Consider the following 25,547-nt stretch of genomic DNA (forward strand, 5'->3'; position numbering starts at 1 on the left):
AGCATTCGCGGTTCCATCAGGTTTGACGGCTGCTGGTTCAATCAAGCAGTTTGTATCGAGAGTGAAGGACGCCATCGCGCATCATCCTTGGAGTTTACCAGTGCTCATGAGCGACCTGCTCATTGTAAGCTAGTGCGATACGGTCAAGCTCGATCGCGATCAGCTCATCACGGTTCAAAAAATCTTGGCGCCGCTCCTTGAAACTAGAATAAGCCTCAAGATGAGTGCGCTTTGCTGCAACCAGCATCACATCTTCAATGAGGCCAAGTTCGCCTGACATTGCTGCTAAGAATATTGCGTCAGCCCAGCACTCTATGTCGTCTTCGAGAATAAAAGTTATAGCCAGCTGAGCGCCAAAGGCATTTATAATGTCCCTTGCCGGGAGGGCGACGGCTCGGATGGAATGCAGCTGAGCCCAATCGTTGACCGTCTTCAAGCCATTGTTTTTTGCCCATTTAACAAGCGCCAACTTGAGGCGAACTTCTGCTCCCACCGACGACCCAAGTTCCGCCAGCGGCTGAAATGCTTCGGCGCTAACCTGAAGGTTTCCTGCATATAGCTCTGCGTCACCGAGACAAAAGCGCGTTCGTTCGGTTGGATCGGAGGTAAAGGCGCATTGGTATGCCCTTGCGGATGCCCTGTATCTGGCACTTCGAAAGAGAATCCCGCCAAGCTCTTTCAGGTAATAGGAGCGTGTCCAATAATCTGGTTCGGCTTTTCTTGTCGCATTAAACGCTGCCACGGCGTTGGAGCGTCTGCCTTTTGAGGCCAAGTAGTTCGCATAGGAGTAACGGAGAGCGCCCACGCCCTCGCCCCTTAACTGACATGCCGAAATTGCCGCATTGTAGAACCGATCCGCCGCTTCCCCGGTGCTGTCTTGCGGAATGATAGGGGACACAAGAACCAATCTGAACATCGTATGTCCGAACCCTTGGCTAGTGTGAAGCCCATTCAGTATTGCCAGATCGGTTCCCTCATCGGCGTTTCCATTTCGGAGAAGCGCTATTGCCGCCTTCGCCCCTAGATCGTCCCTCAAAAAAGTGCGCGTTTCATTGAGACAAAGAGTCGCCACTGCGGCAGCTTGGGGTATTTGATCTAGCGTCTCCAACAACGCCGCCAGCAGATAATAGACGCCGTTGGACAGCGCGTCGAAATCATCTTGGTCAATCTCAGCTTTGACGGAGGCGAGACGCTCGATGCTTAGCGTCACTTCTTTTTCAGCGAAAGCTAGTCGGATGGGGACACCGCGTAGGGAGCGTTGATCTATGAAGTGGAACGAAGTCGAAAGACGGCTGCAAATGCGCCCTAAGCTGATAGCGACCTTCGCGGGCATCGGATCCGGCAATAAGAGCGAAAAAGTTGTTCTTGGATCTGAGCGTTTGATAGCCCTGAGAACGGGGATCGTCCGTTCGATCTCCTTTAGCGTGTCGTCATTCCAGAGATGCTGCTCTCCAAACTTTATATTGATCGTTTCTGCATCCGGCTTGCTTTGCCCAAGAGCTTCATTCGCCCACATCCAATATGTGGTATCCTTTGGAACGCAGTAGCGCACAATCATCGCCGGTATTTCGAACGACGTGAGATAGCGCAGACGGTCTGTCTTGATCTGGACCGATTGGGCACTCGCCTCCACATCAGTTGCCTTGGACTGAACGTAGAAGACATCTCCCGTACCACTGTCATTTTCACCTAACCGTTCCGCTTCCCAATCGACGCCGTAATCCCTGTCCTTTGACCGGAGGATCCACCCCGGTTGAACTGCAAGAGTAAACTTCGCTTGAGCGAGGTCTTCAATGACATGACTTCGTGGACGGTTTGGCATCGTAAATATTCGCGGCTTCTAAGTGATTGATGGCTGGGCTTGAGGTGTTTCTTCTATTGATTGTGTGTTTTCGAAGCCGCCCCATGATGCAGGTTGCAGGAAAATGCTATTGCTATGTTCCGATCAGGCATTTGATCCACTCCGGGGGCGATTAGCGGCATCATGGCTTTCAGATCACACGAGAATAACCCGGTGGCGGAGCTGGTGGAACTCCACGCAAGTATTCACGAGACGAACGGCGACTCCTTCGAGATGAGAGCAACCCTGCTGATCAATCCAGACGAAATCGACGTTGGCGACTATACGATACGAGTCAATATCCACGAGGCTTACCTATCCGTAGACGCCTTTGGCTGTGCCGTCGATCTAAACACCAAGCACGGGAAGAGAGTGCATGCCGAGAGCGTGCCTCGCAACGTGGCCACAGAGCGCAGCCTCAAAGTCGGCGTAGGCATCACCGCCGCAACAGAGGCGGCAGCAGAGGTGTCCTTCGCGACACTTGCCGCGGCTCTGAAGGCAAATCAAAAGCACACCAATACGCGCACTACCGACGTATCCCTAAGTGAGCGGCAGGAGAAAACTACTGAGCATAGCCCCGGGTCTAAAGTTCGAGGTTACATCATCTCAAAATCGGTGCTGAGGCATTCATCTTTAAAACGCGATAAGGCGGCGTGTTGATGGAGGTCCCCGGGTGTCACGTCATAGCTCCGCGACTATCGTTCCTGCATCGCTTCCGACGCAACTTCAGCAAGGGGCGAGTAGAGATATTCGAGAATGCGCCGGCTGCCGGTCTTGACCTCGACGGTGACGGACATGCCGGGTGAGAGCGGAACCCGCGTTCCCTCGATGTCGATGCTGGCGACGTCCGGCTTGATGATGATGGGGAAGACCAGGTTCTGGACGCGCTGGGCATTGCCGACCGGGATCATGCTCTGCAGCTCCTTTGCCGGCTGGCCCTCGAGCTGCTGTGCATCCGGCTCGGGAATGGCGTCGGTCGCGACCCTGGTGACCTTGCCGTTGAGGATGCCGTAGCGGGTGAATGGGAAAGCTTCGACCTTGATGACGGCGGTTTCCCCTGGCGAGACGAAGCCGATATCCCGGTTCGGCAGATAGGCCTCGATTTCAAGAGAGGCGTCGTCCGGTACGATCCGCATCAGTTCCGCGCCTGCGGTGACCACCTGGCCGACGGTGGTGATGGCGGATGTCTGGACGACACCTTTGATCGGGCTCTTGATCGTCATCGATTCGAGCCGCTTGGCTGCCTTGACCAGTTGCTGTTCCTTCTCGTCGATCTCCCGTGATGCCTGGGCCTGCTTCTGAGCGTTGTCGGCGACGAAGGTCTTTATGGCTTTCAGGCCTTCGCTGGCAGCCGTAACGATTGCGGTCTGAGCCTCCGCCCGCTGACCGATCTGCTCGGCAAGCGTTGCCTCTTCCTTCTGCCTGATCTCGACGGCGTCGATGACGCCGGATCTCGATCCGGCGCTGAGATCGACGAGGTTGGAACGCATGGTGACGCGATCTGCAAGCGTTGCCACAAGAGCCTGCTGGGCAGCAACCATTTCTGTGTATCGCTTCAAAGCGGCGAATTGCTGATTGCGCTGGGCCGCGAGGCTATCGAGCGTCGATGCCAATTGCTCGAGATCGGAGGTGTAGAGCAGGGCCTCGCGTGCGCGGATCTCCGCCGGTATGGAACCGTCGAATTCGGGGGCGATTTCAATCCGACGCGTTCCACTCCAGAGATCGCCACGCTGCCAGGCGTTAACCTCAGCCAATGCCGCGCCGCGCCTCGTGACCTCGGCCCGCAATGCCGCGAGGCTGGTGGTCAGCGTGTTGACTTCGGCCCTGGCTTCGGTCGGGTCAAGCTCGACGAGAATGTCTCCGGCTTCCACCTTGGCGCCGTTCGAGACCGGGACCGCGGTCGTCTTGCCAACCTCGATCGATTGGATCACCTTGACGCGCCCGGTCGGCTGGATCTTGCCCTGGGCCGTCGCCACGATATCGAACGTGCCGAAATAGCTCCAAATCAGCGCGCTGGCGGTGAGCAGGCAGATGAACCAGATCAGCGCCGTGCGGATCGGTGAAGCCGGCGTTTCGAGAATTTCGAGTGCTGCCGGCAGGAACTCGTTGTCCACCCGCAATCGCTTCTGTGGCTTCGGCGGAAGCGGGGGAGGCTGCACGGTCTGGTTCATGACTGGACTGGCCCCGTCTGCAATTGCCACAGATGGACATAGAGCCCGTTCGGACGGGCAAGCAGCGTCTCGTGTGTTCCCTCTTCGACGATGCGTCCGTCCTTCATGCCGATGATGCGGTTGCAATGCCGCACGGTCGCCAGGCGATGGGCGATGATGATGACGGTGCGCCCGCGGACGATTTCGCGCATATTGGCAAGGATGATGCGCTCGCTCTCATAGTCGAGCGCGCTGGTGGCTTCATCGAGGATGAGGATCGGCGGATTGGTGGCCAGCGCACGCGCAATGGCCAGGCGCTGCCGCTGCCCGCCGGAGAGATTGGCGCCGCGCTCCTCGATCAGCGTGTCGTAGCCGCGCGGCAGCTTGGCGATGAACTCGTCGGCGCCGGACAGACGCGCCATCTGGATGGCGGCGGCCCGCGACATCGCCGGATTGACCATGCAGATATTGTCATGGATCGTCCGGTTGAACAGCATGTTCTCCTGGAGCACGACGCCGATATTCGACCGCAGCCAGGCCGGATCGACTTGGGCGATATCCTGACCGTCGACGAACACCTGGCCGTTGTTCGGGATATAGAAGCGCTGCACCAGCTTGGTCAGCGTCGACTTGCCGGAGCCGGAGGGACCGACAATGCCGATGACTTCGCCCGGCCGGATCGCAAAGGTGATGTCCTTCAGCACGTCCTGGCCATCGGGAGAATAGCGGAAGTTCACCGACTTGAAGGCGATTGCTCCCTTCGGCGGCGGCAGGCTGACGGCAACGCTCGGACGCGGCTCCTGCGGGGCGTTGAGAATATCGGACAGCCTCGCGATGGAGACCTGCACCTGCTGGAAATCCTGCCAGAGCTGCGACAGCCGCAGGATCGGCTGGGAGACCTGTCCGGCGATCATATTGAAGGCCACCAGAGCTCCGACACTCAGCTCGCCATCGATGACCGCCTGTGCGCCGAAGAGCAGCAGAGCGGCCGAGGTGATCTTGTTGACATACTGGATGGCGTTCTGACCCTTCGCCGCCAGCATGGTCGCCAGGAACGACGAGCGCACATAGGCGGCTAGCCTCTCCTCCCATTGCGCGGAGACCACCGGCTCGACTGCCGATGCCTTCAGCGTCTGGATGCCGACGACCGTCTCGACGAGCAGTTGCTGGCTGAAGGCGCCGCGCTCGAACTTCTCGTCGATGCGTTCCTTGAGGAAAGGGCGAATGAGGAAGCCAATCGCCATGTAAAAGGGAATGGAGGCGACAACGATCCAGGCGAGCTTGGAGGAATAGGAAAACAGCACGAAGATGAAGATGATGGTGAAGATCAGGTCGAGGCCGGAAAACAGGCCCTGGCCGGTCAGGAAATTGCGGATGGTTTCGAGTTCGCGGATCCTGGCGACCGTCTGCCCGGTGGCGCGGGTTTCGAAATAGCTGAGCGGCAGGTTGAGGAGATGCCGAAACAGCCGCCGGCCAAGCTCAACGTCGATGCGATTGGTCGTATGCGACAGCGCATAGGTTCTGAGATACTGCAGCACGACATCGAAGAGCCCGACGGCAGCGAGGCCGACGACGAGGACGATGAGTGTCGAATAGCTGCGATGCGCTAAAACCTTGTCGACGACGACCTGGAAGAACAGCGGCGTCACCAGCGCGAAGATCTGGATGACGAGAGAGGCGATCAGCACATGGCCGAATGCCCGCCGATACCGCCAGATCGCCGGCAGGAACCAGCGGAAGCCAAAATTCTGCTGCGAGGCGCCGGGGCCGGCAAAGCGGCGCTGGACGAGGATGAATTCGCCTGAGGTCAGAGCGAGAAGCTCGTCGGCCTCGACATTGCGGGCTGAGAAATCGATGGGATTGATCAGGCGATAACGCCCCTCGGCGGCCACACCGGCGAAGACCGCGAAAGTGCCGTCCTTCAACGAGGCAAGGGCGGGCGCCGGAAGGGTCGCCAGCCGTGCGATCTTGTCCGCACGAACGATGCGCGCCTTCAGGCCGATGATCTTGGCTGCGCGGAGCAGATCCTCGCGCGTCGCCGGCGTGGTCAGCGCAAGCTCACGACTTAGTGTTTCCGGACGCGATGCGATCCGGAAATAACCGGCAACAGCAGAGATCGCCGCCAGTCCGCTGTCGGCGATTGCTGCTTCAGCTGCTGGTGTGAGGTCGTCTCTGGTCTCCGCCTCCGCCTCCGCCGCGTCGCGGTCGGGCGCTGTCTGAATGTCTACCATGTGCGGGATCAACGAAAGGCGGATATGCCGGCGCTGCAAAGCGCCGGCATGAGGCAGGGGATCGTGTTATGCGACATTGGCCGCCTGACTGGAGCGCGAAGCAAGGATGGCGTCACCGACCAGATATTGGTTGGTGCCGTCGACGGTTTGATAGGAGCTGGTGCCGGTGATCATCGAACCATCGGCGAAGGATTGCGCCCCATCGTTGTTCGGTATCAGGTTGATCAACCGGATGCCGGCATCCGTCATCGTCTGCAGCTCGCCGGCGTCGCTGACGCCATTCTGGTTGAGGTCGCGCCAAACTCGGAACTCGCTCCAACGATCGTCGTTCCTGTCGAAGACGTTGTCGTGATTCGTGTCGAAGGCACGACGGAGACCGTCAATGTCGGAGGTCGCACTGTCGCTCCAAAGGCTGAACGCCAGCTCCCGCGCCTGGTCGATCTTTCCATCGGCGCCGGTCGTTCCGTCCGCACCAAGATCGATCGCCAGGAAGCCGTCCTGAGGACCGACCCAGGCGGTTTCATCCGCCACACCATCGCCATCCCAGTCGAAGCCCACCGATGTGGCGAGCGAGTCGAGTGGTCGAAGATCAACATGGCTGTCGGCATTCAGGTCCAGGAGGATAGGAGAATTGGCATCATATCTTTGAATGACACGCCCTTGCGCATCATACTTTTTCCACCAATCCAAGGTGCCACCCTTGTCGGAATGGTACTCGTATTCTATGCGGGTGCCGTCATCGAAATAGGTATCGCCACTGGTTTTGACGCCGTATCTGTCAAAGCGAATGATGTCTCTGGTCCACGACTTGTTATTCAGATAGTCAAAGTATTCGTAATACCACTTCTTGGCCTCATCCATTTGCGTGAATATTTGCATGGGGACGCCGGAAGATGAGTATGATGCAGTCTGGAATCTCCAATTCTGACCGTTTCCGACGTCATAAGTCGTCTTATCGGTTTGACCGCTATCGAAGGTCGTTTCCTCGTAAGTCGTCTGTCCGGCGCTATTCTGGATCACAAGATGGTATGACCAGTTTACAGCGCTCGCCCGATCCCAAGCCTCAAAGCGTTTGTCACCGTTGTCGTAATAAGTGTTCTGAGCTGTGAGTTGATTGCTGGCGTTGTAGGAATAGTCGATGCGAGACCATGCCGCCGCATTGGCGGGATCGTAACTGGCAACATAGCGTGTGCCGTCGTCATTGGCTTGATCGACCCCGACCAGCCTATTTGCAGTGTCATAAGACTGCTTGATAGTCGACCATGACAGGTTGGCGACATCATAGGCGGTCTTCGTTCCGTTGTCGGCCGTTTCAAGCTTGTAAGTCAGCTGTCCAGCCGCATTGTAGTTCTGTTGAATCTGCGACCACGCCGCAGCATTCGATGGATCGAAGCTGATCTCGATCCGCGATCCATCGTCGTAGAACTGCTTTTCCAACGTCTTCTTGCCAGCAGCGTCATATTGCTGCTCGACACTTTTCCACGTCTGCGCACTCAGCGGGTCGTAGAAAGTGACGGTTGTCAGCAAGCCGGCCTTATTTGCATTGGCGACACTCAGCTGTTTGCCGCTCGCTCCGTCATAGGTCGTCGTCACAGAGCTTCCATCAGCGGCGAAGATGGTCTCGGCGATCTTGCGGCCGGCCGAGTCCGTCGTGAGGCTGGAGACAAGCGAGCCGAGGGCGGTGACGATATTAGTGGTCGTCTGCGTCATTGCTCCGCTGGCGTTGAGATCGACCTTGGTCAGGGTGATCGACCCGTCGGCATGCGTCACCGCCGTCTCAGTATGATCGATGGTGCCGTTATTGCCAGCATCCTTCGACAGCTTGGTGATCAGGCCATCGGCGCTGGTCGAGACCGTGCCCTTTGCCGTCACCGTGCCACTGGCGTTGGTTTCGGTCACCGCCGTAACGATGGAGCCGTCGACTTGGATGGTCGACTGCATGACGGTCTCGTACACACCATTGCCGTCATAGTCGTATTTGGCGACCTTGGTGCGGCCGTCTGCTGAAGTGGTCGTCTCGATCTTGGCGGCGATCGCCTGAGTCCAGTAAACGCCGCCCGGCGTCAGGTTAGAGACAGAGCGTGCCGTCGCGTTGTTGGTGACCACGGAGACCGAGGCGCCTGTGGAATCGACGGTGACGGTTTCGAGCTGATCGGGCGTTCCGTCGCCGTTGATATCCTTCGACGTGGTCTTCACTCTACCGTCGGCAGACGTCTGGATCGTCGTCTTTGAGGCCAGGGTATTGACCGGAAGATCCGTGTCCGAGATTACCGTCGTGCTGCTTCCGTCAGCATTGGCGGTGAAGTTCGTCACCCGTTGGCGGTCGATCGTGCCATTGCCGTCGAGATCCCAGGTGGTCGTCGTCAGGCGGCCGTCGGCGGATACGACGACGGTCGACTTGTCCTTGACCGTTCCGTCGGCCTTGAAGTTGGTGGTCACCGATGTCTGGATGCCGGAATTGGCTGTCACCGTCTCCTGGCGCTGATCGACGATGCCGTCGCCATTGCCGTCGCGGTCAACGGTGACCGTCAGCTTATCGGCGCTCGTTAGGGTGACGGTCCTGCCAATCAGGGTTCCGCCGCTATCCTTCGTTTCGACGACCTCGCGAACGGCACCGTCCGCCAGGACCGTGATCGTGTCGGCAACGGTCTGGTTGGTAAAGCCCGGACGCTCCTGGCTCGATGTAACGATCAGGCCGTTCGCGCTTATCGTCGTGGTGGTCCTGGAGATCAACGAGCCATCGGACTTCTTGCTTTCCACCGTCCTGGTCTTCGTGCCGTTGACATTCAAGACCGTGACATCGGTCGCAGTCTGGCTGTAGGTGCCGGCACCCGTCGGATCGATCTGGGTGGTGACGGACAAGCCGTTGGCGCTTGACGTAACGAGGGTGCGGCTGGTGAGTGTCGTGCCGGTCAGGTTGCTAATCGTCCGCGTCGTCGAGCCGTTGGCGTTGAGGACGGTGACGTCGGTCCGGCTCTTGTCGAAGGTGGTGCCGCCGCCGGTGCCGGCCGTATCCCACTTGGTGGTAACGGTCAGGCCGTCTCCCGACACCTCCGTCAGCGTGATGCTTTTGGTGACACCGGCGACGATGTCCTTCGTCGTGGTTGCCGTGCTGCCATTGGCTTTCAGAACAGTCGTGCGGGTCGTCTTCTTGTCGACTGTAGCATTGCCGTCAGTGTCGTATTCGATGGTCTGCGTCAGGCCGTCGGCAGAGGTCGTGATAGTCTTCGAATCCTTCAGGGCGCCGTTAGCACCGAAGTCGCTGAGGGTTTGGATTGTCGAACCATTGGTTTGCTTCGTCGCGACCGATTTTTTGTCGACGATGTTATCGCCGTCGACATCGACGGTGACCGTGGTCGTAAGACCATGAGCTGCTACTGTGGCGACGGTCTTGCTTTCCAGCGTCGTCCCATCCGCCTTGAAGTAGGACAGCGTCTCCGTAGTGCCGCCATCGGCGTTGAGGACGGTGACGTCGCTCATGGAACGAACCGCATTCCCACTGCCATCGGCCCAAATGGTCGTCTTGGTCAAGCCGCTGGCGCTGACATTGGCCGTTGTGCGGGAGATCAGCACATCGTCGATGCCCGTCTTTGAGATGGTCTCGGTGCGGCTGCCGCCGGCGTTCAGCACCGTGACGTCGGTGGTAGCGAGTTCAAAGATGCCGTTACCATCGAGGTCGGAACTCAAGGTCTTCGACAGCCCGTCATCCGAGGTGGTGACGACGGCCTGGCTTTCGAGCACGTCGAGAGCCTTATATTGCTTGACTTCGTCCTTCTGCGTTCCAGCATTGTCGATGGTGATCGTTTCTACGAAGTCATCAACGCTATCGCTGTCGATCTTGGTCTTCACCGTGGTGGTTTTCTGGTCGGCGCTCACAGTGGTGATCTTCTGCGAGATCAGCGTGGCGGCGGCGTCGGTTGCCTTGACCGTTTCGGTGGTGGTGACCGATCCAAGCGGATCGAGCGGCGTCTTCTTCCAGGACAAAGTCTGGTTGACCGTGCCGTCGCCGTCCAGATCGTAGTCGGTCGATCCGGAAAGGCCGTTGAGGTTGGTCGTGACTTTGGTTGTTCCTACGAGCGACGTTCCCCGATAGTCCGATATAGTCTGGAACTGCAGCCCATAGGTGTCGAATGTCGTCACATCGGTCGTCTTGGTATCAACCACCTCGTCTGCGTTGACGTATTCGCTCGTCGTGATCGACATGGCGTTGCCGCTGGTGACGATGGTCTTCTTGTTCAGACGCGTGGCATCGCTGCTCGTCAGAGAGATCGTCTCTGTCTTGCTGCCATCGGCATTCAGTACGGTCTGGTCGCTGGTGATGCGGTCGCCGACGCCATCATGGTTCAAATCCGCCGACACGGTCGTTGTCAGACCATTGCCGCTGATGTCGGTGATTGTCGTGCTGATCGTCGATGCGTCCGCAGCGTATTGCCGCTCCCAGATGTTCACATTGCCGCTGACCGAGACCGTCTCGACCCGGCGCGTATCGGTCCTGCCGTCGCCATCCGCATCCGTCACGATGGTGGTGTTCCGGCGATCGGCGGTGACGTCCGTGACGATCTGAGCCTTGAGCGTTCCGTCGGCGCTCGTGCTCCTCACCGTTTCCTTTCGCGCACCGGTGGCGTCGAGAACGATGGTATCAGTTGTCGTATCCTCAAAGACGCCGTCGCCGTTGCCGTCGGTCTTGACGTTCTGATTCAAGCTGTTGGACGACGTGGTTGTAATAGTCTTTCCGATCGTCGCGCCATTGGCATTCTTCGACGTCACGGTTTCCGTGCGACTGCTGTCGGAATTGGTGGTGATGACATCCGTCACCACGAGATCGTTGACGGTATCGCCGTTCGCATCGACACTCGTTGTCTTCGACAGGCCGTCGGCGGATGTGAGCGTGACGGTCTTGCTGACCAGCGAACCATCGGCGTTCAGCGTGCTGACCGTATTGGTCGTCTTGCCATCGATACCCACCAAGATCTCGGTCAGTCTGTCGTTCTTGGTATCACCATTGGCATCCTCGGAGATCGTGATCTTTTTCCCGTCGAGGCTGGTCGTGGTGATCGTCTGTGACAGCAGCGTACCGGTGATGCCGGTCTTGGTACGATGCTGAACCGTCTGCGTCCGGTTGGTGGCGTCGATTACGGTAACATCGGTATCGGAGAAATCGATGACACCATCGGCGTTCACGTCGCTCGTCGTGGTCTTCGACAGTCCATTGGCGGTGGTGATCGTCGTCGTTTTCGAGCGCAGAATAGAGGATGCGTTGGTGTTGTAGGTCGAAGTGACGAGCGTCACGTCGCCTGATGCCGCCGTGGTGGATGTCGTGACAGTTTTGGTTTCGCGGGGTCCGTTACCGTCCGCATCGACCGAGACGGTGATGGTGCGGCCGTCGGCACTGGTTGACGTGTCGACTTGCGATAGAACCTTGCTGTTGGAGCTTCGATCGATCACTGTTTTGGTGCGGCTGCCGTCCGCCGCGACTGTGGTGGTCTCGGTGACGATATCGTCGTAGACCCCATTGCCGTCGCGATCGAGGCTGGTCGTCTTCACTAAGCCGTTGGCGGAGCCATTGACGACTGTTCCAAACAGGAGCGTGCCATTGACGCTGAGCTGCTGCGTAGTCGTCGTGGTCGAACCATCGGCGCTTTTGACGAAAGTCTGCTGTTGGTCGGTGATGCCGTCGCCGTCCAAGTCGAGCGTCGTCGTCACGGTCAGATGATCGGCGCTAGTCACCGTCGTGGTGCTATCCTTGAGCGATCCATCGGCATTGAAGTTGGAGACCGTCTTCGTCTGCATGCCGGCAGCATCGACGGTCAAGACATTGGTCTGAGAGCGGTCGAACGTACCGTTGCCGTCATCGTCGAATTGGGTCTGAATGCTTTTTCCATCGGCACTGGTGGTGACAATATTGCGGAAGGCCAGGCTACCGTCTTTGTTGTAGGCAAGGATCGTCTTCTCAACCGAGCTGTCGGCCTTCGTAATGGTGGTCGTCTTGACGATGTAGCCGGCATTGTCGCCCATCAACTGCGCGTCACCGACTGCTCCTGTCGTACCGTCGGTGCGGGTGAAGGTGGTCGTTCCCGTGATCGCGGAGCCGTCCTCGAAAGTCTGGCCGCTGCCCTTCGGCGTAAGGTCGATCGACGTGATCCCGAGGCTATCGAGCGTCACCAACTGGCCGTTGACATCCACCCGGAATTTCGACCATTGGGCATCGCCGGCGTCCAACTTGCCGTTGCCATTGGTGTCGAAAACATGCTTCAGCGCCTCGAGGTCGCTGGTCGCGGATGAGTCCCACTCGGTGAAGGCAAATTCGCTCGACCGGCCGATCTTGCCGTCGCCGTCAGCATCAATGACAAGAACGCCAGTGCCCTGGGCTGCCCATGCGGTGCGATGCTGGTAACCGTCACCATCGAGATCCAGGAATTTGGAGGAGGTCGACAGCACGTCGACACCCAAGCCGTTCCCGCTCAGGTCGAGCAGAATTGGCTTAAAATGAGTGTATCCTGATGCCTGGTCATCGGGGATTGAATCAGGATCATCCGCAGAATACTGATCCGAATACTCACTACTTCCAGATAAGTGGAACGTATGGCCGAATGGGTCTGTGAAACCAGGCCTGGATTCAATCTGTGGCCCGTAGTCGGGCGTGCGCTGATACCCGCCTCCTGATTTTCCATGTCCGCCGGACGAGTTTCCGGCACCACCACTGCCGTGAGGTGAACCACCGTCCCCGGAGGCTTCGCCGGAAGAAGATCGGCCACCCCACGAAGAGCTACCGTAGATATCAGATGATCCACCGCGACCAGACGATGTCGAGTAGTTGCCGCCCTCACTATACGATGAGGGGTTCCAGTAATTCCGAAAATCTGGCAGCGATGCAGGTGTAAGCGGTGCAACGGACGTCAGAGGAGCAGGCGCTGTGATTGGTGTGATCGGGTCAGTTGCCGAGATTTTTGTTGGAGAGGGGGTCGGCGTCACGAGTTGCTGGAAAGTCAGATCCACTGCAGGCCGCTGCGGCTTCTCTGGCGGTCCGTACACTGCATCATCAAGAGCATTAGTGACCCCATTACGCACCACTGACCCATACTTGTAAGAATAAACCGCGGCAGTGGCCGCACCCAGAACCCAGGTGCCTGCTAGTGCCCATCCCACAGGCGTGGCGGCAAGAAAAACAGCGGTCGCCGTTGCGGCGGCAGTCACGCCTATGCCCAGGGAAAGGCCAGCAAAATCGTCAGCAGCAATGCCAACTGCTCTCGTCCAATAATGACGTCCCTCGTAAGTAGCAAGGTCCAAGCCATTCTCGGCAAGCATAAGCGGCAACGCGACCTTCCCGAGCGCTTTGCCGACTCCGGCGAGAGCGCGAACGTCCAAGGCATACTTAGAGGCGAATGATGTGATTCCCTCAAATTTCTGGCCGAAGCCAAGTATTCTTCTCGCGTTTGCCGCCTTCTTTGTAAAATATTTATTAGTAGCTTTAGCGCCGTAGGTCGCAACTATAGAGTATGCCGACAAAGCCTTCGCTATATCTACAGTAAACTGGATAGTAGTTGCTGTGTTATTGAGCGCATCTCTAAACTGGTCATTGGAAATGCCATAAGTCTTTGGAGTGTTTTCTATGACAGAATTGTATTGATCGCCCGGGAACAGAGAATTGTATTGATCCGCCATGGTGTCCTGCCTATTTTAATTTTGCTAGAAATCGTCTTGTTAGCGCATTTATAGAAAGGGCGCTCAGTGTTAAAAAAACTACTCCATAGAGATTGGTGAAGTAGTACAGGGTGAAAACGTCATCGCTGCCGAATACAAACTCCAGAGCCCCGCACTTTGCTCCTATGCATCTTGGAGATATATTTTCGACCAACCAATCAATCACGATAACAACTGAGGCTGGCATGAGAGCCATTAGAATGAGCGCTTTCGCTGGCAGGCCGCGGTCCACCAACATGCGCGTCGAACCATCTGCGGCGCGACTCACCGCAAGCCGCACCAAAATAAACATCAATGAAACAGAAAATATTTGCGACATCACTATACTGATGAGGGATTTCGCAATAAAGAAATAGAATATCACGGATATAGAAAATATACTCAGAAACAGAGAAGAAAATGCATACACATAAAAGTCAAATTTCTTAATATAGAAATATCTAGCGTAAGCGTGCAGCCCTATCGCGGCAGTGGCAATAGGAAAATATCCTATGGTAAGTGCGAGGTCGCGCATTAATGAGCTGCTTTAGGTCTATCGCTGTTTATCTGAATCTTGTGAGGCGGACAACCGATATAGGGCAAATCAAAAATAATCAAGTACAAGTCGAAGTTTTCTTGCGGCACTCGTTGGCGACTGGTCTTTGGGATTTACACATCTGGTCGTCGCAAGAGCGCGGCTTTGCTTCATTGGCTTTAAAAATCAGCGGGGCAGTAGACAGTGCATGATAGAACAGAGCTAGTGCTTGCCGAAGCAGGCCTCGAGCCTGGATACTGCCTCACTCGCGCCCTTGAGGCTGACAACAGTGCGCTCACCCTTTGCGCCCGTAATAGCCAATTCCTTGCCGCTTGAAATCTGATCCAGCAAGTCCATCGGCAGTTGGTCAAATTCATGCCAGCCGGAGTAGTCGTTTTGGCCTCCATCGGACACATATGCGGGCTTGTCATCCACGTGCCACGTTGCTCTGGTGTCGCCCTTGAATACGCCCTCAACGAAACCAGTGGGATGCTCGCCGGGTGAGCCCATAAAGCCAACCTTAACATCACGCTTCTGAATTTCGGCGTAGCAGGTTTGTCCCCAGTCTTCCTCTCGGGTACTGAATTGCCATTGCTCCGGGGGAACCATGGCCTCGGCTTGGTCAGCCCCCTTGTTGACGACAGGCGGTGCCGAGGAGGTATCGGCGTTATTCAACGCTTCTGGTTTCAGTGGTGATGTGCTGCTCAAAGGCGCGCTGCCGCCTTGCGCAGGATCCGCTGCCATCTGACTCAGGTCGGACAGGCACTGTTCGTAAGCCTTGAAGGAGACCTGCTGCTCGAATTTTTCGAACGACGCTGGATTCCATGGCGGTTCATTGCCGTCGATAAAGTCGATCAACAAAGTCGAGCCGTACTTAGTCCGTACAAATATGAACGAGTTGGAAACCTTCGGCACTACGTCACTTCGGCAGTTGAGATTTACACGCCGACCAAGACCTAATCCCCGAAAAACCGGATCTGCTTGTACCGACGATGCGCGATGGTCACGCTCCTGTCGGACCGGATGATATAGGCTTCCTCCACGTGCCGGCGCTATTAGTCGATGAAATCATGCGGAAAGGCCGAGCGTTGCGGCCCTTGTAGCCGGCATCGGCGACGATACGGGAAAGCGTTGCAACACATTGTCCGATGCAGCGTGCCGGCTTAAGTATGCGCCCGGTCATTCCGGGGAAGAACGATGGACGGCAAATTCGAAAGTTACGATGCTGAACAGCGGGCCATGATAGATTGGTTGACCGGCCGGTCCCCCGATGCTCGTCATGCTATTGCGCAAGATCTGAACTTCGACTTCGCTGAAGATGTGTTCGAGTGGATCCTGACGCAGCCGGACTGCGATCTGGCAACTGCCGCAAGCTATTTCTGGCGGACAGAACCTTTCGACCTTCTCGAAAATTCTGCCTACAGGAGCGAAGACAGCTTGACGGTGCAGCGGCTGATAGACCGCGTCAATGCGGGTTTTTATAGCCGGTCGGAGATTTTTTATGGCGGGCAGGAGCCGCGAGAAGGCGAAGAGGTGGACAGCTCGACACTTGAAGAAGCCGAACTGCTTCGAGAGTTTGCGCACGACCATAAGGCTTCCAATCTTCCCTGGACTTTACCTGAGGCGTTAGTGCCGCCGTTTGGGCATCGCGCAGTTCGCATCTCGGATGAAGAAGATCCCGATAAATCGGAAGAGCTCGGAAAGCTCTTTGCCGGGCTCGGGACAGGTTCCGGACTAATTCCAGCAGAAGCGATGGGGGCGGATCCGCCTCCAGGAAAGATGCCGCAGCCGGCGCAACAATTCACCGTCGGAAAAAAAGCAGCAGCGTCGAGCAGGTCGCCTTTCACGCCGTTCTACCTTTACATCGCATTCGTTGCGGCGGGATGGGGATTGATCTACGTCTTCGACCCTCCCAGGCACGTATATACGGTGATGCTCTGTTGCTGTCTCGGGTTCGCCCGCGCCACGTTCACGCAAGTGCGATTTGGAATGAAAGAGAAGGCTGACAAACGAGTGCAGACAGTCTCAATGGAGAGAAGCGTGGGTAGCGCCAGGGTGAAGCCTCAAGGAATTTACATACTTGATTCAAATGGGAATTACGGCTGGGAGTTTGCAAACTGGGACAGGCTGCAGCCAGATGGCGGCGGCCTCGGCCTCAATTATAGGGGGGCTCCGTGGCCGGATAGCATGCTCGATTTGCCCCGCGGCCCGTGGCGAATACCCGACTATGTTGAAACGCCAAAGCTGATCTTTGATCCAAAGCGGAAGGTGCAAGACATTTATGCCGTGGATTATTTCCTTTTCATCTCCGACAAAATGAAGACCTTGCTTGAGGAGTTCGCTCCAAAGTCATGCGAATACCTGCTTTGCGAGACCGAGTTTTCGAACGGAAAAACCGGCCCGAGAATCTGGCTGTGCAGCGTTGTTGATTCATATCGCAAGGCGGTTGATGTCGAGAATTCCCCTTTAATTCGCGTCACTCAATGGGGCGGCTATATGATATCGGGCGGAGCTGACTGGCATTTTCTGCCTGATGTCCTCAAGGGCACGCAGCTCTTCCGCCTGGTTGAGTATGCGGGGTCAATTTTTTGCGATCAAACATTCAAGGACCTTTGCAAAGACAGAGGTATTAAAGGCACCTCTTTCCAACAGGTCGGCTTTTTACCGAAATAGGGGCCTCAAACCCCGAAAAACCGGATCGGCTTGTAACGGCGATGCGCGATGATCAGGCTTCTGTCGGGCTGGATGATGTAGGTTTCCTCCACCTGCTGGCCGTATTGATCGATGAAATCATGCGGAAAGGCGGACCAACCGGTGATTTGGTCAGTTTGGTGCGCGGCTGGCTATAGGTCATGCTTCCGGGGATGGGCTCGAGGCCCCGGCCGTCCGTTCGCCGCCTTTTGAAGGCGCTTCGTGATGTTTTATGAAAAGGGTTGCGCGCAGGCATCGGCTCCTACAAGGACACAGATGGCGCCTCGGCCGCGCGCAACCCCTAGCTTCGCCTATTTGGTCTTACTGACGCTCGTCTCAATCCTCCCCAATTGAGAACTCACGTAGTCGCCGTGGCGAAGCTTAGCGAATTCGTCGGTGGCTTGTGCCGGTGCCCTCTTGAAAACGTACCATTGACCGTCCGGTTCGCGTTTCTGATAGATCAGGCCGCCCTTCTTGCGGTGGCTGAAGCAGGTGATTACCGTCGCCGTTCCGGTCTTGGCGTGCCAGTCGGCGTTGAAGCAGAGTTTCCCCGACTCCGTGATGAACCAGCGGCCCATGCCGAAGGACGGCGAGCCATTTTCCCGCGACCAGGCGGTAAAGCGACGCGCCTTTGTGGAGAAGTAGCCGGCGCCGGCTTTCCACATCCAGGAATTCTGGTTGTAGAGCCGATAGATTTCCGCGCTGCTCATCGGCTTTGCGGTCTCGATCCCCGCAGGCTCATTGGTTCCGGCAGCGGACGCGGCCGTGGCGATGCCGCTGGTCAGGGCCGCCGCCAGGAGCATTTTTTGAAGCATGGACATGGTCAGGTTCCTTCTTGTTCAATTGATGCTTTCGCGGACGACCCGCCAGTCGGGGCGGCCATAGCCGTCCGGCCACGGATAGACTTCACGGTCGTTGAAGTAGATAACGGCGCTCAGGGCCGGGAACTGGGGATAGCGCTTCGTTACGCTCTCAGCCCAGTTTCGCACGAAGGAATCGTCGCCTTCGTAGCCGAGTTCGGCAACCATGATGGGCTTGCCGTAACCAGCGACACGGGCGTATCCGGGCGCAAGGTGCTCGGCAAACGTCTGGTCACGGCCAGTCTTGTCCCTGTCGTATTGCTCCAGGCCAAAGACCGAGAGCCCGATGAGATCGACGACATCATTGCCGGGATAAAAGGCTTGAAGCCCCTCATTGCCCTTCGGTGACCACATGTATTTGGCCGTCTTCAGGTGGACCTTGCAGACCTCCACCATCCGGCGATAGGCCTTGGCATAATCGGCGCCCTGCCAATGCGACCAGGAGAACTGGCTGTCGGTTTCGTCCATTTCCTGTCCCCAGCGAATGATGACCGGACTTTTCAGCTTGGCAGCTGTCGAGCAGACGGCGGCCATGTTCGCATCGCGCGAACCGTCCAAGATGCTGTGCAGCAGTTCCTGCGAGGTTTGGCGCCGACCGGTCGACCAGGTCCAGGGCTCGACCGAGATCAGCAGGGTGCGGCCACGCGCTTGCGCATAATCGTCGGCGAGGGCGAGCGTGCGCAGATCGACATCTTCCCAGGGCAGGAAGAGGTGTTCGATCTTCGAATCGGGCGAGGCGCCTAAATCTCCGTGCGGATCATAGGCGCCGAACGTGATCGACTCCTTAGTGACGACCGGCATTTTGGTCGGCGGCGCAATGGACGATGTCGTCATTGCAAGCGGCTGCCCTTCGGCAGAACTGCCCAGAGCGGTCGGCAGGACCGCGACTCCCGACAGCAACAGGCCGGTTAACGACAACAGGGCTATTTTGGATGGGCTATGCATTGTGTATTTCCTCCACGCTCGGCCGCACATCCGGGTGAGCGGCATCCGTTCTCAGTTGGATCTCCTCCGGATCGGAAATCCATCGTGGTTTGAAGAAGATCGTGCGCAGGGCGGTCCCGCCCCGGCCTGCACCGGAGGCGGCGTAGCGCTCTTCGAACAGCTGAAGGCGGCCGCTGCCCCAGGCGAGTGCCTCGGTCGCATCCTTTCCGCGCATGATGGTTGCAGCCCCCGGCAACGCGACAAGCGCAAGAAGCACGGTCGCCATGGCCGGACGGTAGAAACGCGGGGCCGCCGCAACCGTATTTTCCTTCGAATGACGCCCGACGATGACCAACAGCAGCGCGCAGTAGATTGCCGCGTTCAGGATGGTAAAGAAGTAACCACCCTTGGAGGCGCCGGCATCGCCGATTGCCAGGGCGGGCAATACCGCCATGAGCGCCAGCAAAGCGTAGGGCGCCAGGACACGCACCGGCAGCAGATCGACTTCGGACCGGCCTTTCGGCGTGACGCGGAAATCGACGAAGGAGCCTGTCACAAAATCGTGCACCGCAGCCAGCGTGCCGGCGAGCGCCCAGGGCCAGCGCGCGAAGAGAAAGAGCATGCATTCCCAGCTCAGGATCTTGGCGTCGTAGGGGCGGAACGAGCTGCTGGCGCGCCAGCGATAAGCCATCACCACGAGAGCGATAGAAAGCGGTGCGAAATGCGCCAGGAAATCGGGGTAGGTCACCGTCACGAAGTTCTGGCCGCGCACGAGCGCGATGATCGGCAACGCAAACATGAGCAACATGAAGAACGCAAAAAGCGGATACCAGAGTTGCGAAAAGAGGAACTGGAACTTGAGCCGAGGCGGCAGCCGGCCGACGAGGCTCGGCGAGTACCGCAACAGCACCATGACCAGGCTGCGCGACCACTGGAATTCCTGCGTCACGAGATCGCTGAAGGTTCTTGGGCCGTCACCATGGGCGATGGCATCCAGCGCATGCACACCCCGCCAGCCGCCGGCATTCATCATCAATGTCGTCGAATGGTCTTCAGCCAACTCCGGACCGAGGCCGCCGATCTGTTTGAGGGCGACGGTACGCACCGCGTAATGCGACCCTATGCACATCGGCGCCAGGCCGCCATTGTAACCGGCTTGGAGCGAGCCATGCATGCTGGCCTCGGCATAGAGCCTTCCACGTGCCGACCAGCTTTCGGAAGCGTTCTTGTCGCAAATGCTGGGGGCCGAGACATAGCCGACCTTTGGATCGGCGAACGGACGCAGCATGTGGAAGAGATAGTCGGGCGCGGGAACATGATCCGCATCGAGTTGCGCCACGAAATCGTAGCGGCTGTAGCCGTAGTGGTCGTAGAAGAAGGCGAGGTTGCCTTCCTTGCACCGCGTGCGTCGGGGCCACGACGTCCGATGATAATCGGATCGTCCCTTGCGGGTCGAGACGAGGACCCCGTGCCCGGAGCACCAGTCGAGAGTCTCGGGGGAAGGGTCTTCGTCGGCAAGCCAGGTGTCGTGTTCCACCTCCTGGGCAAGCATTGCCAGCAGGGTTTCACTGACGACCGAGAAGGGTTCCGCCGGCGCCTTGGTCACGACCATGGCCACTCGACTGCCCGCCGGCAGGCGCAAGGGACCGTTCGGTCTTGCCGCCCGATAGAAGACGACGATGAAATAGGCCGGCAGAGCGGTAACCCAGGCAAGAACGAGGCTCACCGTAATTGTGCCGAAAGCATCGACGTGATGGCGCGGCTCCAGCCACCAGATCCAGAAATAGGCGAAGGCGCAGGCCCATACGGCCGCCGAGAACAGATATTCGGCCCGCCGATGTCCGGTCAGAACCGGGACAAGAAGCGGCTCGTGGGAGGGTTCCGGAGCATGCGTCGCTTGGGTAATCGCAAGTTCGGTCACGCGCGCGCCTCCAGTCCGAAGAACGGAGCCGCCGTCCGCACGATGGTTTCGAGGTCGGAATATCGAGGCTGGAAGCAGAGCGTCTCGCGGGCCAGACTGGCGTCGGCGTAGAGGCTGGGCGGATCGCCCGGCCGGCGTGGATGGATGACGACCGGGACTTCGCACCCGGTCGTTTCCTGGATCACGCGCAGAACTTCCCTGATGGAAAAACCCCGCCCGGTGCCGAGGTTGACAGCGAGGTTTGCTCCGCCTTTGGCGAGATGGGTGAAGGCCTGAACATGGGCGCGCGCGAGATCTGCGACGTGAATATAGTCCCTTATGCAGGTCCCGTCAGGGGTATCGTAATCATCGCCGAATATTTCCAGGTGCGGAATCCGGCCGGCCGCGGCCAGCAGCGCCCGCGGAATGAGATGGGTTTCCGGAACGTGCCATTCGCCAAGCTCGCCGTCCGGATCGGCTCCACAGGCATTGAAGTAACGCAGGGCAACATACCGCAGGCCGTAGGCCGCCGCATAATCGGCGAGCATATGCTCGAAGATCAGCTTGGTCTTGCCGTAGGGGTTGATCGGAGCCTTCGGCAACGTCTCATCGATCGGCAGCACGGAGGGGACGCCGTAGACGGCACAACTCGATGAGAAGATGATGTTCTGAAGCCCCGTCTGCCGGCAGGCATCGATAAGCGACAATGCACCGCAGACATTGTTGTTGTAATATTTCGCTGGGTTTTGCACGGACTCGCCCACGTAGGCCGAGGCGGCAAAGTGGATGACGGCATCGGGAGCATATTTCTCGATGACCTCGATCAGGCATGACGTGTCGAGGACATCACCTTCGACGAAAGGGCCCCAGCGCACGGACGAACGGTTTCCGGTCGTGAGATTGTCGTAGACGACAGGCTCAATCCCCTCCGAGCGGAGGAGCTTGGCGGTGTGGCTGCCGATATAGCCGGCACCGCCCGTGACCAGGACCCGGCGCGCATCCATCAGACCGCCTCCAGTTCGCGTGCCGGACGGGTGAGAAGGCCATCGAAATAGTCGATCGTCTGACGCAGGCCGTTCGACAGGTCGATCTTCGGCCGCCAGTCGAGTTCCTGCATGGCAAGCGAAATATCGGGGCGACGCTGACGGGGATCGTCAACCGGCAGAGCGCGATGGATGATTTGCGACCGGGAACCGGTCAATCCGATCACCTGCTCGGCTAGCTCCCGGATCGTGAATTCGCCCGGATTGCCGAGATTGACAGGTCCCGTCAGCGACGACGGTGAGGCCATCATGCGGACCATGCCGCCGATGAGATCATCGACGAAACAGAACGAGCGGGTCTGCGAACCGTCGCCATATATCGTGATGTCTTGCCCCGTCAGGGCCTGAACGATGAAATTCGAGACGACGCGGCCGTCGTCCGGACGCATCCGCGGGCCGTAGGTATTGAAGATGCGGATGACCTTGATCTCGACGCCGTGCGTGTTGTGGAAGTCGAAGAACAGCGTCTCGGCGCACCGCTTGCCCTCGTCATAGCAGGAGCGCGGCCCGAACGAATTGACGTTGCCCCAGTAGCTTTCGACCTGCGGGTGGACGTTCGGGTCGCCGTAGACTTCGGAGGTGGATGCCTGAAGGATGCGTGCGCCGGTGCGCGCGGCCAGCTCCAGAAGGTTGAGGGAGCCCAGCACGCAGGTCTTTGTCGTATGGACCGGATCGGCCTGATAATGCTGGGGCGATGCCGGGCAGGCGAGGTTATAGATCTCGTCGACTTCCAGATCGAGCGGGTGGACGATATCGTGGGCGACGACATTGAAGCGATCGACTCGCTTCAGATGGACGATATTGCGCCGCATGCCGGTGGAAAAGTTGTCGAGGCAGATCACCTGGTGTCCGGCGGCCAAAAGCGTCTCGCACAGATGCGATCCGAGGAAGCCTGCACCGCCGGTGACAAGAACTCTCTTGGGAGCACGAGATATTCCGGATGGATAATTTGCATCACGAGCCGAAGTTTGCACAGAGCGCGCACGAATCCTGCCAAGATAGTTCACGACTACCTCCCGTGTTTTCAGATTTTGCTATGGGATCTTCGATCTTTACTTCGCAATCCCGCGAAACTAAGTCGTTCGATCATGCGAATATTTTATTCGTCCGGTTTTTCTTTTGGAAAGTACCGATGTTTATTTAGATACAGCTAAGGGAGGCAATTGTCGTTATCCTCACGTCCTGGAAATTATCGCTCCGTACATTTCAGTGCGAAAAGGAATATGATAAACAACTTATGGAGGTGACTTTTCGAGCACTTCCGCTTTTTCAGATGGAGTTCTGCGGAGATTTCAGCCGCAAAAACAATTGCTTTTCTCAATTTCCATGGCTCGGGTCGGGTTATGTGCTGGAGGAATTGGATGGCTACAGGGTCTGAATCCGACGATGATCCTGCCGCGGAACAGGAACGGCCGGCGCATATGGAGCGGCGGCGCTGGCCGCGTGAACCGGCCATGCGCAAGGAACGCCCACCCCATGCCTCCCCTGCACTCGTGCCGCTGCGATTCTCGACGCAGGACCTGCCACCGGCAGAACAATTCCAGGCCTGGCGGGCACATATGGCGCCGCTCGTGGATGTTCATCTGCCGGAGGGAAAATCACCGGAAGACGGGTTCCTCGCAGAGCAGATCGGCTGGCATCTCGGCGATATCCTCATCGTCCAGCAGCGCGCGCATGCCCACAGATATATCCGCGATCAGGCCATGCTTCGATCGAGCCCCATCGACCATTGGAACGTCGGCCTGCAGCGCAGCGGCCAAGCCTGGACCGAGGTCAACCGTCGTGTCACCGAGACCGGCGCCGGCGAGATACTTTTCATGTCTCTCGGCAGCCCCTATCGCGGACGGATGACCGATACCGAAGCTTTGCTCGTGTTCCTGCCGTATGAGTTGCTGGCTCGCGACGCGAGCCTTCTCCAGAGCGCCGGCAACACGGTTCTTTCGGGCAGCCACGCCGAGTTGCTCACGGGCTATCTCACGGGCCTCGAAACGAACCTCGGCAATCTGACGATAGAGGAAGTGCCCCGGATCATCCAAACCATCGGCGATATGGTCGTTGCGGGCGCCGCATCGTCCACAAGGACTGATACCGGTCAAAACCAGACCAACATGGGACTGATGGAGCGGGCGCACCGCTACATCCACGTCAATCTCCATTCGGAAAACTTGACACCGGACATGATGTGCCGCGCGTTGGGGATTTCGCGTACGCGGCTTTACCAGCTGTTTGAGGCGAACGGAGGCGTGCTCAATTATATTCGCAAGCGGCGATTGCTGCAGGCCTATGCGGATCTCAGCAATCCGGCCGACCACAGGCCGATTTCAGAAATCGCAGAAGCCGCCGGTTTCGAGGTCGCCGCCAATTTTACGCGCGCCTTCATCCACGAATTCAGGCTGAGCCCGCGTGAAATCCGAAGGACGGTGGTAACCCAACAGCGGCCGGCTCCGGCCATCCGCTCCACGCGGCGTTACGGAAAAACGATCGGTGATTGGCTGGCCCTGACGGGTTGATCTAACAAGTTTCAGGCAGATCGTCATCCCACGCCGACCAAGCCTAATCCCCGAAAAACCGGATCGGCTTGTATTGCCGATGCGCGATGATCAGGCTCCGGTCGGGCTGGATGATGTAGGTTTCCTCCACCTCCCGGCCGTACTGGTCGATGAAGTCATGCGGGAAGGCGGAGCCGGGGGGTGATTTGGTGAGCTTGCTGCGCGGCTGGCCACTATAGGTGATGCTGCCGGGGATGGGTTCGAGGCCCGGTCCGCTGTAGCTGACGGTGTTGCATCCCGCGAGAACGAGCGTGCCGACGAGGCCGATGATTGCAGGTTTCATGTCCATCCCTCCCAATGCCGTGAATAGTGTCATTCTACCCCTTGCCGGAGAGAGTTCACGACACGAATGCTCATGCCGCTCTTCAATCCTTTGGGAAGCATCCCCGGGGGACGTCGTGATCGAGCGGCCGGACGCGACATCCACCTATTGATATTAGGGTGAGAATCCCGTTCCTCCAGACGCGCCGACACATCCATTGCCGAAATCGATGCCGTCTGCTAGATCGGCATCGTCGAAAAAGGCAGGATCGGTTGAGGTAAGCCCGATCCCTTCCGTTGGAGCGTTAAGCGTTCTGGCGAAGCTCTGCTCCGTGCCATGGCACGAGAACCCGCGACGTGATCCGCATGAAGATGCGGGATCCCGGCGGCGTGCGGAGACGGCAAAAAGGCAGTCCCGGGATTTTTTCGAACGGAGACTGACATGCGCTTGAACCACCTCGATTTCCACGTACCCGATATTGCTGCCACGGCGGATTTCTTCATCCGCCATTTCGGCCTAACGCTGAAGGATATGCGCGGCCAGAACGGCCTCGCGATCCTGGAGGACGATACCGGCCTCGAAATCGTCCTCAGCCACGCAATCGCAAAATTCGGCACCGCCGATCAGGTGGAGATCGGACGCCAGACCTATCACATCGGCTTCATTCTGCCCGAAAGGGCGGATGTCGATGCGGTCCATGCCGGGCTTGCGGCTGCCGGTGCTGCGCTGTCCGGTCCGCCGGCCGCCATGCGCGGCGGCTGGCTCTTTTATTGCACGGCGCCCGGAAACATCCTCGTCGAGATCGGCTGGCGGCCGGGTTAGACGATACCCAAAAGGCAAGGGCGGCCGCAGCCGCCCTTGCCAATGCCTGTTTTGACTGGC

General features: G+C 58.1%; 16 protein-coding genes and 1 pseudogene. 4 read left to right on the top strand and 13 right to left on the bottom strand.

The features are described from left to right. Positions 1-94 precede the first annotated feature (94 nt). A complete protein-coding gene (locus CUJ84_RS00975; RefSeq protein ID WP_105004852.1) occupies positions 95-1,822 on the bottom strand; it encodes a DUF4365 domain-containing protein in 1,728 nt (575 codons plus the stop codon). 162 nt (positions 1,823-1,984) lie between these two features. Between CUJ84_RS00975 and CUJ84_RS00980 the strand changes: the two genes are divergently transcribed. Beyond that, entirely contained in the window at positions 1,985-2,500 is a 516-nt protein-coding gene (locus CUJ84_RS00980) for a hypothetical protein (protein WP_158686887.1), read from the top strand. A gap of 35 nt (positions 2,501-2,535) precedes the next feature. On the opposite strand, the gene CUJ84_RS00985 is transcribed toward CUJ84_RS00980, so the two are convergent. The 5 genes from CUJ84_RS00985 to CUJ84_RS01005 form a co-directional block, all read right to left on the bottom strand. After that, positions 2,536-4,011 (bottom strand): HlyD family type I secretion periplasmic adaptor subunit, encoded by a 1,476-nt coding sequence (locus CUJ84_RS00985; protein WP_105004854.1) that lies wholly within the window; start codon positions 4,009-4,011, stop codon positions 2,536-2,538. Next, positions 4,008-6,221, bottom strand: coding sequence for a type I secretion system permease/ATPase (locus tag CUJ84_RS00990; RefSeq protein ID WP_105004855.1), 2,214 nt, complete (start codon positions 6,219-6,221; stop codon positions 4,008-4,010). Before CUJ84_RS00990 ends, CUJ84_RS00985 begins: the two co-directional genes overlap by 4 nt. A 66-nt stretch (positions 6,222-6,287) precedes the next feature. Further along, entirely contained in the window at positions 6,288-12,671 is a 6,384-nt protein-coding gene (locus CUJ84_RS00995) for a hypothetical protein (protein WP_245457509.1), read from the bottom strand. A 1,222-nt stretch (positions 12,672-13,893) separates the two neighbouring features. Then, positions 13,894-14,436 (bottom strand): hypothetical protein, encoded by a 543-nt coding sequence (locus CUJ84_RS01000; protein WP_105004856.1) that lies wholly within the window; start codon positions 14,434-14,436, stop codon positions 13,894-13,896. Positions 14,437-14,658: 222 nt separating this feature from the next. Further along, positions 14,659-15,351 carry a hypothetical protein gene (locus tag CUJ84_RS01005; protein WP_105004857.1) on the bottom strand — a complete coding sequence of 231 codons (693 nt, stop codon included), beginning with the start codon at positions 15,349-15,351 and terminating at the stop codon, positions 14,659-14,661. Positions 15,352-15,633: 282 nt separating this feature from the next. On the opposite strand from CUJ84_RS01005, the gene CUJ84_RS38595 reads away from it, so the two are divergent. Beyond that, positions 15,634-17,109: a DUF4274 domain-containing protein gene (locus CUJ84_RS38595; protein WP_245457510.1), complete on the top strand. Its 1,476-nt coding sequence runs from the start codon at positions 15,634-15,636 to the stop codon at positions 17,107-17,109. 5 nt (positions 17,110-17,114) lie between these two features. Here the strand turns inward: CUJ84_RS38595 and CUJ84_RS01020 are convergent. The 6 genes and pseudogenes from CUJ84_RS01020 to CUJ84_RS01045 all read right to left on the bottom strand — a co-directional run bounded on the left by CUJ84_RS01020 (position 17,115) and on the right by CUJ84_RS01045 (position 22,861). After that, positions 17,115-17,383 (bottom strand): annotated as a pseudogene (locus tag CUJ84_RS01020) (hypothetical protein). Between the two features lie 55 nt (positions 17,384-17,438). Further along, positions 17,439-17,948, bottom strand: coding sequence for a DUF995 domain-containing protein (locus CUJ84_RS01025; protein WP_105004858.1), 510 nt, complete (start codon positions 17,946-17,948; stop codon positions 17,439-17,441). An 18-nt stretch (positions 17,949-17,966) separates the two neighbouring features. After that, on the bottom strand, positions 17,967-18,905 hold the full coding sequence (locus tag CUJ84_RS01030; RefSeq protein ID WP_105004859.1) for a glycoside hydrolase family 26 protein: 939 nt from the start codon (positions 18,903-18,905) through the stop codon (positions 17,967-17,969). A gap of 19 nt (positions 18,906-18,924) precedes the next feature. Further along, entirely contained in the window at positions 18,925-20,832 is a 1,908-nt protein-coding gene (locus CUJ84_RS01035; RefSeq protein ID WP_105004860.1) for a glycosyltransferase family 2 protein, read from the bottom strand. Beyond that, a complete protein-coding gene (gene galE, locus CUJ84_RS01040; protein ID WP_105004861.1) occupies positions 20,829-21,815 on the bottom strand; it encodes a UDP-glucose 4-epimerase GalE in 987 nt (328 codons plus the stop codon). Before galE ends, CUJ84_RS01035 begins: the two co-directional genes overlap by 4 nt. After that, entirely contained in the window at positions 21,815-22,861 is a 1,047-nt protein-coding gene (locus CUJ84_RS01045) for a UDP-glucuronic acid decarboxylase family protein (RefSeq protein ID WP_105004862.1), read from the bottom strand. The genes galE and CUJ84_RS01045 overlap by 1 nt, the downstream gene beginning before the upstream one ends. Before the next feature lie 354 nt (positions 22,862-23,215). Here CUJ84_RS01045 and CUJ84_RS01050 point away from each other — a divergent pair, with 354 nt between their 5' ends. Then, positions 23,216-24,364, top strand: coding sequence for a helix-turn-helix domain-containing protein (locus tag CUJ84_RS01050; RefSeq protein WP_105004863.1), 1,149 nt, complete (start codon positions 23,216-23,218; stop codon positions 24,362-24,364). A 43-nt stretch (positions 24,365-24,407) separates the two neighbouring features. Here CUJ84_RS01050 and CUJ84_RS01055 read toward each other — a convergent pair whose 3' ends face one another. Further along, positions 24,408-24,686, bottom strand: coding sequence for a hypothetical protein (locus tag CUJ84_RS01055; RefSeq protein WP_012755938.1), 279 nt, complete (start codon positions 24,684-24,686; stop codon positions 24,408-24,410). Between the two features lie 420 nt (positions 24,687-25,106). Between CUJ84_RS01055 and CUJ84_RS01060 the strand changes: the two genes are divergently transcribed. Continuing rightward, positions 25,107-25,487 (top strand): VOC family protein, encoded by a 381-nt coding sequence (locus tag CUJ84_RS01060; RefSeq protein ID WP_105004864.1) that lies wholly within the window; start codon positions 25,107-25,109, stop codon positions 25,485-25,487. Positions 25,488-25,547: the final 60 nt, after the last annotated feature.

The organism is Rhizobium leguminosarum, assembly GCF_002953715.1.
In the GTDB taxonomy this organism is placed as follows: domain Bacteria; phylum Pseudomonadota; class Alphaproteobacteria; order Rhizobiales; family Rhizobiaceae; genus Rhizobium; species Rhizobium leguminosarum_V.

Bases quoted from the DNA above. Each gene is read 5' to 3' on its own strand.
- CUJ84_RS00975 (WP_105004852.1), bottom strand. From the start codon at position 1,822: ATGCCAAACCGTCCACGAAGTCATGTCATTGAAGACCTCGCTCAAGCG.
- CUJ84_RS00980 (WP_158686887.1), top strand. From the start codon at position 1,985: ATGGCTTTCAGATCACACGAGAATAACCCGGTGGCGGAGCTGGTGGAA.
- CUJ84_RS00985 (WP_105004854.1), bottom strand. From the start codon at position 4,011: ATGAACCAGACCGTGCAGCCTCCCCCGCTTCCGCCGAAGCCACAGAAG.
- CUJ84_RS00990 (WP_105004855.1), bottom strand. From the start codon at position 6,221: ATGGTAGACATTCAGACAGCGCCCGACCGCGACGCGGCGGAGGCGGAG.
- CUJ84_RS01000 (WP_105004856.1), bottom strand. From the start codon at position 14,436: ATGCGCGACCTCGCACTTACCATAGGATATTTTCCTATTGCCACTGCC.
- CUJ84_RS38595 (WP_245457510.1), top strand. From the start codon at position 15,634: ATGGACGGCAAATTCGAAAGTTACGATGCTGAACAGCGGGCCATGATA.
- CUJ84_RS01025 (WP_105004858.1), bottom strand. From the start codon at position 17,948: ATGTCCATGCTTCAAAAAATGCTCCTGGCGGCGGCCCTGACCAGCGGC.
- galE (WP_105004861.1), bottom strand. From the start codon at position 21,815: ATGGATGCGCGCCGGGTCCTGGTCACGGGCGGTGCCGGCTATATCGGC.
- CUJ84_RS01050 (WP_105004863.1), top strand. From the start codon at position 23,216: ATGGCTACAGGGTCTGAATCCGACGATGATCCTGCCGCGGAACAGGAA.
- CUJ84_RS01055 (WP_012755938.1), bottom strand. From the start codon at position 24,686: ATGAAACCTGCAATCATCGGCCTCGTCGGCACGCTCGTTCTCGCGGGA.
- CUJ84_RS01060 (WP_105004864.1), top strand. From the start codon at position 25,107: ATGCGCTTGAACCACCTCGATTTCCACGTACCCGATATTGCTGCCACG.